A 13,648-nucleotide genomic window follows, 5' to 3' on the forward strand; every position below is an offset into this window, starting at 1 on the left:
TACGGACTTTAAACTGCGCGCCAACCCGTCACGTGAAGCGCTGATGCGCCCTGTTGCCCGCGTCCTCCTCCTGATCCTGGCCTTGCTCGCCGCCCCTGCGCTTTGGGCGACGGACGCCGCGACCGAGGCCCGGCAGGCGTGGCAGCTGCTGGAATACATCGCCGTCGACTACGGTGGCGCCGTCGATGCACGTGGCGACGTGGCCAACGCCGGTGAATACGCGGAGATGCAGGAATTCGCATCGACGATCGGCCAGAAGCTGGCGGCGCTGCCCGCTGCGCCGGGGAAGGCCGAGCGCATCGCCGGGGCAGGGCAGCTGCAACGACTCGTTGCCGAACGCGCCGCGCCCGCTGCCGTCGCGAGCGCCGCCCACGCGCTCGCCCGCCAGGTCCTGGAGGCGTATCCGATCGACGCGGTTCCCGAATCCGCGCCCGACCGTGCACGCGGCGCGGCGCTGTACGCCGCGCAGTGCAGCGCGTGTCACGGCGGTACCGGTGCGGGCGACGGCCCGGCGGCCGCCTCGCTGGATCCGCGACCGGTGGCGTTCACCGACCACGGCCGCGCGATCCAGCGTTCGCCGCTCGCGCTTTACCAGGTCATTTCCCAAGGCTTGAGCGGGACGGCGATGCCCAGTTTTGCCGGGTTGCCGGCGCAGCAACGCTGGGACCTCGCGTTCTACGTCGGCGGCCTGTCCGCCGATGATGCGTTGCGCACTCGCGGGCAACAGCTCTGGGCGGCGAACGCGGCCGCACGCGCAGCCGTGCCCGACCTCGCGAGCCTGGCGCAGTCGCGCGAGGACGATCTGGCCCTGCGCTTGGGCGCCGAAAACGCGCGCGCCATCACCGCCTACCTGCGGGCCAACCCTGGCGCCCTGGCCCCGGCGGCGTCGCCGCGCGCGTCCTCGCCGGGCCCGACGCTCGCCGTGGCACGCCAGCGCCTGGCCGAGGCCGTCGAGAGCTACGACCCGGCGCAGCCCGCGCAGGCGGCGCAGCGCGCGCTTTCGGCCTACCTCGACGGCATCGAGCCGATCGAACCCACGCTCGCCACGCGCGATCCCGCGCTGTTGCGCGAAATCGAGGCCGCCATGTCCGAGCTGCGCACCCGCATCCAGGCGCGCGCGCCGGTGCGCGAGGTACGTGCGCAAGCCGATGCGGTTCGGGGCGTGTTTGATCGCATCGAAGTCGCTCTGGCCGACAAGACGACGTCATCGGCCGCCGCGTTCGCGGGCAGTTTCACCATCCTCGTGCGCGAAGGCCTGGAAGCGCTGCTGATCGTGGTCGGCATGCTGGCCTTCCTGCGCAAGGCCCAGCGCGCGGATGCCATCCGCTACGTGCATGCCGGATGGGTGGGTGCGTTGCTCGCCGGCGGCGTCACCTGGGCGGCCGCCACGTACCTCGTCGGCATCAGCGGCGCGAACCGCGAAGTGACCGAGGGACTTTCATCGCTGTTCGCGGCGCTCGTCCTCCTGAGCGTCGGGATCTGGATGCACGGCAAGAGCGCCGCGGGGCGTTGGCAGCAATACCTCAGCGAGCGGATGTCCGCGGTGCTCACCGGGCGCTCGGCGATGTTCCTGTTTGGACTGTCCTTCATCGCCGTGTATCGCGAAGTCTTCGAGACCATCCTGTTCTACGCCGCGATGTGGACCCCGCAGGACAGCGCCGCGATCGTCGGGGGCCTCGCTGCGGGCATCGGCTTGCTGGCCGTGATCGCCTGGGCGCTGCTGCGCGCCGGCATGCGCCTGCCGGTCGGCACGTTCTTCTCGGTGAGCGCCGTGCTCATCGCGATCCTCGCGGTCGTGCTGGCCGGCAAGGGCACCGCGGCACTCCAGGAAGCCGGATGGATTTCCCAGACCGTGCTGCATGCACCGCGCGTTGATTGGCTGGGCCTGTATCCCACCGCACAATCGCTCGTCGCCCAGCTCGCCGTCGCGGTAATCGCCGGTCTCGGCTACCTCTGGGCGGCGCGCGCGCCGCAGGCCACCGGGAAGGGGCGCTGAGCATGTCCGACTGCGGCTGCCATCTCGAGGCGCAGACGGCGGCCGAGCGCCGCACGCTCAGGGTGGCGCTCGTCCTGAACGCGACCATGGCCGTGCTGGGCGCGCTGGCCGCCTGGTGGGCGCACTCCTCGGGATTGCTCGCCGACGCGCTCGACATGCTGTCGGACGCCACCGCCTACGCGATCGGGCTGGCGGCGTTGGGCCGCAGCGGGATGTTCAAGCGGCGTGCCGCTGGACTAAGTGGCGCGGTGCTTGGCGCCCTGGGCTTGGGCGTGCTGGTCGAAGTCGGCCGTCGATACGTAGACGGTGCCGAGCCCGTCGGCGGTTGGATGATCGCGACCGCGTGCCTTTCGCTCGCCGTCAACCTGTACGTCCTGCGCTCGCTCGCCGCGTTCCGCACCGGCGAAGTCCATCTTCGAGCGAGCTGGATCTTCACGCGCGCCGATGTGGTCGCCAACGTCGGCGTACTGCTGGCGGGCGTGCTGGTGACACTGACCGGATCGGCCACCCCGGACCTCGTCATTGGCGCGGTGATCGGTCTGTACATCCTGAAGGAGGCCATCGAAATCCTTCGCCAGGCCACGAGCACTGCTGCGGCGCCGACTCCCGGTGAAAACGGTGGTTGAAATAGTATCCCTGCGAGTTCACCGGTAATCTGCCCCCGATGACGTCCCGAATCCGCCGCCGCTGCGCATCTACGATTCGCCTTCTGGCGATCGTGCTGTTCGCGTTGGCGTTGCTGCTGCGCCCGGTTGTCGACTCCGTCAGCGAGTTGCACGAGTTTGCACATGGCGGGCACGGCAGCGTTGAGTACAGCTCGGCCGACACGAGGGGAATGTCCACGTCCGGGCCCGCCGCCGGCGAGGGCAGGCAGGCCGCGTCGCTTCACAGTCTGCTGAGCTTTGTGCATTGCTGCGGCACAACCTTGGCCGCGCTGCCGGCGGTCGGTTTCCAGCCGCTTTCCGAACTGCAGGCCGATGCCCCGGCGGGCGCTTTGCCGCGGGCGCACCGCGTCGCCCCTCTGATCAGTCCCTTCCGACCTCCGATTACGGCCTGACCACTGCGCGCCCCCGTGCGGGGCCACCCGGTTTGCCGTCTTCTTCGGAGTGATCATCCATGTTCTTGCGACTCGCAGCGTCTGCTGCGTGCGTCGCCGTGCTGTGTGCGCCCTGCGCCCTGCACGCCGCGCCGCCCGACCTATCAGCCATTCCCGCCGCACCTGTGCCGCCCGCTGTGCCGGCGTTGGCGACGACGCTGGCGCCACTATCCCTGCGCGAGGCGATGCGCGCGGCATGGGAGCACCATCCGGCGGCCACGTCGGCAAGGGCGCAACAGGCCGCTGCGCGTGCCCGCCTCGATGCTGCAGGCAGGCCGCTGTACAACCCCGAGGTTGAGGTCGCGGTCGACAAGGAGGGCCCGGACACCAGTGTCACCGGCGGCCTGAGCCTGACACTCGACTGGCACGACAAGCGCGGCGCCCGCCGTGATGCCGCGGCGGCGCGGTTGACGCAGGCCGAAATGACGGCGCGCCGCATCCAGCGCGACTTCGTGCGCCAGTGGTTCGCCAGCTGGGCGGATTTGCAGACCGCGCGCCAGCGCGTCGCGACCGGAGAACGGCGTCTGGCGCTGGTCACGCGGTTCGTCGAAGTGGCCCGCCGGCAGTTCGTGGCGCAGGACATCTCGGGCCTTGAGCGTGACTTTGCCCAGCTCGCTCTTGACGAGGCGCGTGCCGAGCAATCCCGGCTGCTCGCCGAGGTCGCTGACGCCGAAGCGCGGTTTCGCAGTGTCGGTGGCGATCCGGCCACCGTCGCGGTGGACACGCTTCCCACCGACCGGTTGCCGCGGCAGGCTCCAGCAATGGGCGATGTGGGGCAACTGCCCGACCTTCAGATCGCCGAAGCCGCCGCGTTGGCCGCCGAGCGCGACATCACGGTCGCCCAGCGAAACCGGCGGGGCGATCCCACCGTCGCCGTCCGGGCGGGCCGCATCGACGTGGACGGGCTGCAGGACAACGTGCTCGGCGCATCGGTGAGCATCCCGCTGTTCGTGCGCAACAGCTACCGCGCGGAAGTCACCGCGGCGCAGGCCGACGCGCAGGTGGCGGGCGCCGACGCCGCGCGTATCCGCCTCGAACTGGAGTCCGAGCGCCTGCGTGCGGTGTCGACCTACGCGGCGACCCGGGAGGCGTGGGCGCGGTGGGAAGCCAGCCGCGGGACCGATGTCGAGCGCCGCACCGGCCTTCTCGAGCGCCTTCTGCGCGAAGGCGAGCTCTCGCCGTCCGACTACCTGGTGCAACTGCGGCAAACGCTGGACACCCAGCTCGCGGGCGCCGAACTCGAAGCGCGCGTCTGGCGCGCCTGGACCGATTACCTCGCCGCCACCGGACAGCTCGAACGCTGGGCCGGGCTGGAGGCCACCCCATGAGAACGAATCCCATGCTTCGATTTTCAACCCTGGCCGTGGCGCTCGCTCTGAGCTTGGCATTGCCCGGTTGCAAGAAAGAGTCCGAGGTTGCCCCAGCCGAGGCAACCCCTGCGCAGGCCGAGGAGGCCGCGCCTTCAGCGATCAAGCTCGACCCGGCTGCATTACAGTCCGCCGGCATCAAACTCGAAACGTTGCGACCGTCCTCGCTCAGCGAACAGCTGCGCGCACCGGGCGAGGTGATCGACAACTCCTACAACACCACGCTGATCACGCCGCGCGTCGAGTCGTTGATCGTGCGCCGCCACGCCAAGCTCGGCGATGAAGTGCGGGCCGGTGCGCCACTGGTGACGCTTGCCAGCGTTGATGTTTCGGATGCACAAGCCGACCTTCGCATCGCGGAGCAGGAATATCGCCGCATGGCCGCCCTCGGACCCGAAGCCGTGGCGGGCCGCCGCATCATGGAAGCGCGCGTCGCCCTCGACCGCGCACGCGCCAAGGCGCAGGCGTATGGGTTGCCCGGCACGGCGACGGGCACGGTCAACGGGCAGTTCACCCTGACCGCACCGCACGCCGGGCGTATTACCGAAGACAGTTTCGTTGTGGGCGAGCGCGTCGAGCCGGGCAAGGCGTTGTATCGCCTTGTCGAAGAATCGACGGTCTGGGTCGATGCACGCTTGCCGGCAGGAAGCGTCGCGCGCATCGAGTCCGGTCGCGCGGCGACGGTCCTGTTCAATGGCCAGCGTCTGCCGGGTACCGTGTTGCTGAGCGCGCACCGCACGTCGGATGCAACGCGCAATGCCACCGTGCGCGTGGAAGTGGCCAACAAGGGCGACACCCTGCACGGCGGTGACTTCGTCGAAGTCTTCTTCGACGCCGGCTCCAATGCGAGCGTTGGCAACCGCAGCGTCACCGAACTGACCGTACCGAGCGACGCGCTCGTGCAGCTGCAGGGCGAAACGGTGGTGTTCCGACGCAACGCCACGGGCGCGCTCGAGCCGGTGCCCGTGCGCGTCGGCGAGGCGATCGGTGATCGAACGATCGTGCGCGAGGGCCTCAAAGCCGGCGACGTCGTCGTCGCCACGGGCGCATTCACGCTGAAGTCGCAGATGCTGAAGTCGCAACTGGGAGAGGACGAATGAGCCGTCTGCCCCTGCTGCGTGGAACGGGAGGCAGCTCATGCTGAACCGCCTCGTCGAAGCTTCGCTTCGGTACAAGTTCCTGGTCATCATCATCTTCGCCGTGGTCGCGTTCCTCGGCATGAACGCCGTGCGCAACGTGCCCATCGATGCGTTCCCGGACGTGACGCCCGTGCAGGTGAACGTCTACACCGAGTCCCCGGGCCTGGCCGCCGAAGACATCGAAGAGCTGCTCACCACGCCGGTGGAGTCGGCGCTCGCGGGGCTGCCGAAGGTCCAGGAAATCCGCTCGGTCTCGCTGTTCGGCCTGTCGTTCGTGTCGGTCTATTTCCAGGACGACATGGACATCTACTTCGCCCGCCAGCTGGTCGGCGAGCGCCTGCAGGAAATCGGCGACCGTCTGCCCGAAGGCTACGGCAAGCCTTCCATGGGGCCGAACACCTCGGGCCTCGGCCAGGTTTACTGGTACACGGTCGAGCGTGCCAAGGGCGTTTCCAAAGAGCAGGTCACTGACATGGACCTGCGCACATGGCAGGAGTGGACCGTGCGGCTGATCCTGCGCACGGCGCCCGGCGTCGATGATGTGAGCTCCTGGGGCGGCGGCGAGCGCCAGTACCAGGTACAGATCGATCCGCAACGGCTCTACGCGCGCGGGCTTGGCTTCAAAGACGTCATAGACGCGCTGCCGGCGAACAACGGGCAGGTTGGCGGCAACGTCATGGACGTGGGCCGGGAACAATTCCTGGTGCGCGGTCTGGGGCTGCTTAAGAGTAAGGAGGACATCGGCGCGATCGTGCTCAAGGCCGAGGATGGCGTGCCGGTATTCCTGCGCGACGTCGCGGCCGTGGTCGAGGCGCCTGCGCCGCGGTTCGGCGCCGTCACCCGCGACGGCCAGGAAGTCGTGATGGGGCAGGCGCTCGCGCGTATTGGCGAAAACGCCAAGGACGTGGTCGAGGCCGTCAAGGCGAAGGTCGACACCGCGCGTGCGGCCCTACCCAAGACGATGGTGCTGCGGCCCATTTACGAGCGCACCGACCTAGTGAACAAGGCGGTCGAAACGGCAGTGCGCGCCCTGGTCGAGGGCTCGCTGCTGGTTGCCGTGATCCTCTTCCTGTTCCTGGGCGAGGTGCGGTCGGCGCTGGTGGTCGTGATCACGCTGCCACTCGCGATGCTCATCGCCTTCATCGGCATGGGACAGGTTGGCCTGTCGGCGAACCTGATGTCGCTCGCCGGCCTCGCGATCGGCATCGGCATGATGGTCGATGGCGCGGTCGTCATGGTCGAGAACGCCTTCCGGATCATGGCCGAGCGGCTCGAGCATGGCGAGAAAGTGGACCGCACTTCGGCAGTGCTGGCGGCAGCGAAGGAGGTTGCCAACCCAATTGCCTTCGCGATCATCATCATCATCGTGGTGTTCCTGCCGCTGTTCTCGCTGGAGGGCCTCGAGGGCAAGATGTTCAAGCCGATGGCCTTCAACATCGCGTTCGCGATGGCGGGCTCGCTGATCCTGAGCCTCACGCTGATCCCTGTGCTCGCGGCCCTGATCCTCAAGCCCAAGCCCGAGCGCGACACATGGCTCGTCGCCAGGATCAAGCGCGTGTACGGGCCACTGCTTGGCAAGGCGCTGGCGCGGAAAAAGGTCGTCGTCATCAGTGCGATCGCCGCGCTGGTCGGCAGTCTTGCGATCTTCCCGTTCCTGGGCAAGGAGTTCATGCCGCAGTTGCAGGAAGGCTCGATCATGTGGCGCGTTACGGGTATTCCGTCGACGTCGCTCGACGAATCGATCCGCACCAGCAACACGATCGCCGCGGCCTTCAAGAGGTTTCCGGAGGTGGAAACCACGCTCGCCATGATTGGCCGCGCCGAGAAGGGCGAGACGGCCGACGTCAATTACATGGAGATCTACACGGCCCTGCGGCCCGAGGACGAGTGGACGTCCGGGCGTGACATCAAGCAACTCGAAGCGGACATGCAGAAGACGCTGGAAGAGGTCGTACCCAATGTCGTACCCGGGTACACCCAGCCCATCCAGATGCGCGTCGAAGAGCTTATGTCGGGCGTGCGCGCAACGCTCGCGCTCAAACTCTATGGCGAGAACCTAGGCGAGCTCGATCGACTCAGCGGGCGCGTCAAGACGGCGCTCGAGAAGGTGCCGGGCGTCGCGGACCTCGCGCTCGAGGCCAACATCGGCAAGCCGCAGATCCGCATCCGCGTCAATCGCGACGAGATGGCCCGGCACGGCATGAATGCGGAAGACGTGCTCACGATCGTTCGCAACGGCTTGGGCGGCGAACCCGTAAGCGTCCTGCTCGACGGCGTGAAACGGTTCGACATCGCAGTCCGGCTCGGCGACGAGAGCCGGGCGACCGTCGAAGATCTGCGCCGGATCCCCATGCGCACGGCAGCGGGGGCCTTGGTGCCCTTGTCGGAGGTAGCGACGATCGAGGTCGCCGAAGGCTATTCCTTCGTTCGTCGGGAGCAGCTGCAGCGCTATGCCGTGATCCAGATGGATGTCCGCGGACGCGACGTCGACAGCTTTGTCACGGACGCCAATGCCGCGCTCGCGAAAAGCGTGAAGCTGCCGCCGGGCTACTGGGTGGAGTGGGGCGGGGCGTTCGAGAACCAGCAGCGCGCCCTTGCAAAGCTGGCGCTGATCGTGCCGATCACGATCTTCTTCATCTTCGTGCTGCTCTACACCGCGTTCAACTCACTTAAATACGCAGCGCTGATCCTGGCGAACGTGCCGTTCGCAACGATCGGCGGACTGATCGCGCTGTTCGTCACCGGTCAGTACCTCTCGGTGCCCTCGGCCATCGGATTCATCGCGGTGTTCGGCGTGGCGATGCTCAACGGCATCGTGCTGGTGAGCTTCCTTAACGAGTTGCGCGAGAAGGGCTTGTCGGTGCGTGAGGCCGTGGTGCAAGGCACCGCCATGCGGTTGCGACCGGTTCTGATGACTGCGAGCGTCGCGATCCTCGGGCTGGTTCCGATGCTGCTGTCATCCGGCGTTGGCGCGGAGACACAGCGACCGCTCGCGACGGTCGTTGTCGGTGGCCTCATCAGCTCGACGCTTCTGACGTTGATCCTGTTGCCCGTGCTCTACGAGTGGCTCGAGGACCGGGCCGAACGCCGCCGCCAGGAGGTCACCCCGTGAAGCAGATCAAGGCCTACATCCATCGACACCGCGCCGCGGACCTCCTGCACCGACTCGGTGCGGGCGGGTTCGACCGGATCAGCGTGTTCGACGTCAAGGGGCTGCTGACGGCCCTCAATCGCCGTGAACAGCAGTATTCGGTCGAGTTCGGGGAGCCCATCGTCAACGAACTGCAGATCGAGATGTTCTGCGCCGACGGGGACGTCCCCCGAGCCGTGGAACTCTTCCGGCTGTACGGACGCACCGGCCAGACCGACGCCGGTTGGATATACGTCCTGCCCGTCGAAGCAGCCCACCGGATCAGCGAAGACCCGGGTGCCGTGTGATCAATGCCGCACGGCTGACGACCAAAGGTATTGAGGTCCGCACAGCTGACGGAGCTGCGCGCAGATGCGAGGGCACTGTGCTGCACCAAGCATGGCCACGCCCGGCCGGGAAGCGCGCCGGCAATTCAATCGTCCCGCACGTTCTGTCGCACCTGATTTCCGCGATCCGCCAATCTTTGAGAATTCCCACCCCATGAGCGACAAACTGCGCTTCGACATTCCCCTCCTGCTTCCGGAAGTACGAGACGCGGCCGACCGCTGTGTGCAGCGCGTGCTCGCCGCATTGGAAACCCGCGAGGGCGTGGAGAAGGTGCACGTTGTTCCGGCCACGGACACCAAGCCGCCGCAGCTGTGCATCCATTTCGACGGCGCGGTTCTGTCGCTGACGCGGATTCGCGAGGTGGTGCACGCCACAGGGGCAAAGATCGCCGGGCAGTTTGGCCACGCCGCGTGGACATTCGACATGCCGCATGCGCGTCGCGCCCGGACCGTCGGCGATGCGCTGCTGGCGATCCCCGGCGTCCTTGATGCACACGTGGGCGCCTCCGGCGCAGTGAGCGTCGAGTTCGACCGAGCGGTCACTTCACAAGAGGCGATCCAGCGTGAACTGGAGCGCCGCAGCGGCGAAGCGCGACCGCGGCCAAGCTCTGCAGATGATCGGCACAGCCACACTGCGGGTGAACACGCGCGAGCGGTCGACACGCCTGTAGTCGCGCTCGCACCTCGGACGCCTAAGGAGAGTGATGTCGGACGCGGCGGCGCACAGGCGCATGCCCACTGCGACCACGCTGGCAACGCGCACGTCGACGGGGGACATGCTCGTGCGGCGGCCCCGCCGGGGCGCGCCGACGACCCCGGCAAGGTTGCCCCCGACGCACACGACCACGCCAAAAGCGCCGCCAAACACGACGACGCCAACCACGGTGAACATGGTCATGCCCACGGCCACGGCGGTTTCTGGTCGGGCAGCGAAGTGCGCTTCGCCCTGGCTTGCGGCGTGTTGTTGCTCGCCGGCTTCCTGGCGGAGCGCTTTCTCCATGTGCCGACGTGGGTGCCCATCGCAGCCTACGTTGGAGCTTATGGGTTCGGCGGCTGGTTCACGCTGCGGGAGGCGATCGAAAACCTGCGCATGAAGCGGTTCGAAATCGACACGCTCATGCTGGTGGCTGCGGCCGGTGCCGCAGCACTCGGCGCATGGGCGGAGGGGGCGCTGCTGTTGTTCCTTTTCAGCTTCGGCCACGCACTCGAGCATTACGCGATGGGCCGCGCGAAGAAGGCCATTGAAGCCCTTGCCGAACTGGCCCCGCGCGTCGCCACGGTGCGCCGCGGTGGGGACATGGTGGAGATCCCGGTTGAGGAGCTGGCGCTCGGGGACATCGTTGTCGTGAAGCCCAACTCGCGCCTGGCCGCCGATGGCTTCATCGTCGAGGGTGAGAGCAGCATTGACCAGGCGCCGATCACCGGCGAGAGCATGCCGGTCGACAAGCGTGCGGTGTCAGACGTCGCGAGCGCGCGCGCCAATCCCGGCGAAGTGGTGGCCATGCATAAGGCTTTCGCCGGCACCATCAACGGCAACGGTCTGATCGAGATTGAGGTCACACGCAAGTCCACGGACAGCGTGCTCTCCAAGGTGGTCCGCATGGTGAGCGAGGCCGAGACCGAGAAGTCACCCACACAACGCTTCACCGATCGTTTCGAACGGATTTTCGTGCCCGCGGTGCTTGCGCTGGTCGTGGTGCTGCTGTTTGCCGGAGTGGTCGTTGACGAACCGTTCCGGGACAGCTTCTACCGCGCCATGGCGGTGCTCGTCGCCGCAAGCCCCTGTGCACTGGCGATCGCTACGCCGAGCGCGGTTCTGTCGGGCGTGGCGCGTGCCGCGCGCGGCGGGGTGCTCATCAAGGGCGGCGGCCCCCTCGAGAACTTGGGCTCACTGTCGGCAATCGCCTTCGACAAGACCGGCACGTTGACCGAAGGCAAGCCGCGCATCACCGATGTGGTGCCTGTGGAAGGCGTGGAGGAAGCCGAGCTGCTTCGCGTGGCGGTGGCCGTCGAAAGCCTTAGCGACCACCCCTTGGCACGCGCCATCGCAGCGGATGGCCGCGAGCGCCTCCAGGGCGCGGAGCTTGCGCAGGCCTCGGATCTCGAGAACCTGATCGGCCGCGGCGTGCGGGCCACGCTCGATGGCGAGACGGTATTGATCGGCAAGGCTGAAATGTTCGGCGTGGACGGCGTCGCACCCCTTTCCCCGGGGATGACGGCAGCCATCGCCGCGCTGCGCGAGCAGGGGCGCACGAGCATGATCGTGCGCCTCGGTGATCGCGACCTCGGGGCGATCGGCCTGATGGACACGCCGCGTGAGGCGGCTAAGGCTGCGCTTCTGCGCCTGAAGTCGCTCGGCATTCGCCGCATGATCATGATTTCGGGCGATCACCAGAAGGTCGCCGAGGCGATCGCGAAGGAGGTCGGGCTCGACGAAGCTTGGGGCGACCTGATGCCCGAGGACAAGGTCGAGGCGATCAAGAAGCTGCGAGCGCAGGAAAAGGTGGCGATGGTGGGCGACGGCGTCAACGATGCACCGGCCATGGCAAGCGCGACCGTCGGCATCGTCATGGGCGCAGCCGGCTCCGACGTGGCAATGGAGACCGCGGACGTCGCACTGATGGCGGATGACCTCTCGCACCTTCCGTTCGCAGTTGGGCTCAGCCGCAGCACGCGCCGGATCATTCTGCAGAACGTGTTTGTCAGCCTCGGGGTGGTCGCCGTACTGGTGCCGGCCACCATCTTCGGACTGGGGATTGGCGCCGCCGTCGCGTTCCACGAGGGTTCGACACTACTCGTCGTAGTCAACGCATTGCGGCTTCTCGCTTATCGCGACCGCTCTGCCTAATCGCTGAGCACCACTGCCCGGTAGTTCGGCGCAGCGTCGTCGGCGAATGTCAGCGCGGTGCAATCTCGTCCGGCAGCCCTGCGGGCTGCCGATGCGCGTGTGCATTGATCGAAAGCATGCGGGAACCCGTGGCACTGGCAATCGACCTGAACTCGACGACTTCTCCAATCTGGATCTGCGCCCGGAGTTCGGGCGTTGCCGACAGGGTGACGACGTGAGCCCGCCGAACGGCGGTACCCGCGGAGTCCTTGCCGAGAAGTATCGACACGGTGCCCGCCGCTTTATCGATAGATTGGACCTGGCCGATAGCGGTGCGCGTAGTCTCCTCGGCGGCGCTGTGCGCGTGCAGGGGCGCCGACGCCCCGGATTCTGCGGCCCCGCCGGATTGCTGCCGCGTACCGCAAGCCACGAGGGCAGCGACCGACAAAGCGAGGAGGCAATATCGATTCATGATGTTTCACTGCTGTCGAAGCGGAGTAACGCGGGTCGCTGAAAAGTGCTGTGCCTTGTCAGCGTAAACCTTCCTCGAGAACGATGAGTAGGAGGAAACCAACGAAGAACAGGGCGGTGGTGATGGGTCCGTCCTTTACTTCGTGCGCCTCAACCAGAAGTTCTTCGGTCACCAGGTAGAGCAGCGCGATCAGGGCGAACGAAAACAGCCCGCTGAGCAGATGCGGCGGCAACGCATGCGCCGGCGCGCCGAGAAGGGCACCGAGGGGGAGCAGCAGTGCAACAGCAGACGTTGCCGCGACGGCCTTCCAGCGAGGAACTTCTTTCTCAAAAGCCGTCGTCACCGCCAGGCCCAGAAACAGGACCTCGACGCTCAGCGCGATGCCGAGCACGAGGCCTTCCCGCTCGCCGGCTGCGAAGGCCAAGCCCAGAACCAGCCCGTCGATGAGGATGTCGATCGCCACGAGCGTGATAAGCCCGACTGGGCCTTTCAGGCGTTCGCTCAGGGCACGCAGACCGAGCATGGCGGCGATTCCCGCGGCGCCACCGACGACGACGGGCGCGATCGCGCCGTCATGGAGGATCGTCGGAAGCACTTCCGCGGCCGCGGCCGCGAACACGAGCCCGGCAGCGAAATGCTGGAGCGCAGCAGTCAGCTTGGGGCCCGGCGGCCGCCACGCAGCGGCGATGGCGCCCACGATGGCCGCCAGCACGGCGATGACGAGGATCAGACTCATGCTTCAACGTCCAAGTGGTCATCGCCGAGTCTGCGGCAGTGATCAGTGATCGGGCAATCGTGTAGGCGAGGCCGAGGTACTTCTCTCGGTCTTAACGTTTGCTCCAAAGAACGGGGTAACCTTCCGAAATGTCCCGGCACACCGTCCGCATGCTGACCCGGCGCCACGCTTTGGCGCTATTGGCCATGCTCGTGCTGGTCTGGTGCCAGATTGCGGCCTCCGCGCAGCCTGGCGCGTTTTTCCGCCTGGACGGCGCGGGAGTGGTTAGCGCGGCCACCGTCACGAAGGCGGCCGACATGGCCGGGATGGTCGGATGCCAGGGCGCGTCCGATGAGCAGGGCCTTTCCACGTCGCATTGCGCGTCTGACCACGCGACCTCCGACCACGCGAAGGTGCCGGTCATCGCCGCCCTGCCGCCGGCGCTGCCGTTCGCGTTGGTCTATGCCGTCGAGCGCGGACCCGTTGAACTGGTCCGTTACCGGGTGCCGCAAGGCCGAGGCCCCCCTCGATCCCGGCTCTGCTGCTGGCTCATCTGAGA

At 67.3% G+C, this 13,648-nt stretch carries 11 protein-coding genes; 9 read left to right on the plus strand and 2 right to left on the minus strand.

The window, feature by feature from the left end; all coding sequences use genetic code 11:
* The first annotated feature begins 43 nt into the window (after positions 1-43).
* The 8 genes from EVS83_RS05510 (at position 44) to EVS83_RS05545 (ending at position 11,923) form a co-directional block, all read left to right on the plus strand.
* Entirely contained in the window at positions 44-1,996 is a 1,953-nt protein-coding gene (locus EVS83_RS05510) for a cytochrome c/FTR1 family iron permease (protein WP_133500035.1), read from the plus strand.
* A gap of 2 nt (positions 1,997-1,998) precedes the next feature.
* A complete protein-coding gene (locus EVS83_RS05515) occupies positions 1,999-2,622 on the plus strand; it encodes a cation efflux transmembrane domain-containing protein (RefSeq protein WP_133500036.1) in 624 nt (207 codons plus the stop codon).
* A gap of 38 nt (positions 2,623-2,660) precedes the next feature.
* Positions 2,661-3,053, plus strand: coding sequence for a hypothetical protein (locus tag EVS83_RS05520; protein ID WP_133500037.1), 393 nt, complete (start codon positions 2,661-2,663; stop codon positions 3,051-3,053).
* A 59-nt stretch (positions 3,054-3,112) separates the two neighbouring features.
* Positions 3,113-4,420, plus strand: coding sequence for a TolC family protein (locus tag EVS83_RS05525; protein ID WP_133500038.1), 1,308 nt, complete (start codon positions 3,113-3,115; stop codon positions 4,418-4,420).
* Entirely contained in the window at positions 4,417-5,559 is a 1,143-nt protein-coding gene (locus tag EVS83_RS05530) for an efflux RND transporter periplasmic adaptor subunit (RefSeq protein WP_133500039.1), read from the plus strand. Before EVS83_RS05525 ends, EVS83_RS05530 begins: the two co-directional genes overlap by 4 nt.
* 37 nt (positions 5,560-5,596) lie before the next feature.
* Positions 5,597-8,710, plus strand: coding sequence for an efflux RND transporter permease subunit (locus EVS83_RS05535; RefSeq protein WP_133500040.1), 3,114 nt, complete (start codon positions 5,597-5,599; stop codon positions 8,708-8,710).
* Entirely contained in the window at positions 8,707-9,036 is a 330-nt protein-coding gene (locus tag EVS83_RS05540; protein ID WP_133500041.1) for a P-II family nitrogen regulator, read from the plus strand. The genes EVS83_RS05535 and EVS83_RS05540 overlap by 4 nt, the downstream gene beginning before the upstream one ends.
* Before the next feature lie 193 nt (positions 9,037-9,229).
* Positions 9,230-11,923, plus strand: coding sequence for a heavy metal translocating P-type ATPase (locus EVS83_RS05545; RefSeq protein WP_246022789.1), 2,694 nt, complete (start codon positions 9,230-9,232; stop codon positions 11,921-11,923).
* A 49-nt stretch (positions 11,924-11,972) separates the two neighbouring features.
* On the opposite strand, the gene EVS83_RS15850 is transcribed toward EVS83_RS05545, so the two are convergent.
* Positions 11,973-12,374, minus strand: coding sequence for a hypothetical protein (locus EVS83_RS15850; RefSeq protein ID WP_133500042.1), 402 nt, complete (start codon positions 12,372-12,374; stop codon positions 11,973-11,975).
* A 58-nt stretch (positions 12,375-12,432) separates the two neighbouring features.
* Entirely contained in the window at positions 12,433-13,110 is a 678-nt protein-coding gene (locus EVS83_RS05555; protein WP_133500043.1) for a ZIP family metal transporter, read from the minus strand.
* A 149-nt stretch (positions 13,111-13,259) separates the two neighbouring features.
* On the opposite strand from EVS83_RS05555, the gene EVS83_RS05560 reads away from it, so the two are divergent.
* Entirely contained in the window at positions 13,260-13,646 is a 387-nt protein-coding gene (locus EVS83_RS05560) for a hypothetical protein (protein WP_133500044.1), read from the plus strand.
* Positions 13,647-13,648 lie beyond the last annotated feature (2 nt).

This window comes from Cognatilysobacter terrigena (assembly GCF_004361065.1).
GTDB classification, from domain to species: Bacteria; Pseudomonadota; Gammaproteobacteria; order Xanthomonadales; family Xanthomonadaceae; genus Cognatilysobacter; species Cognatilysobacter terrigena.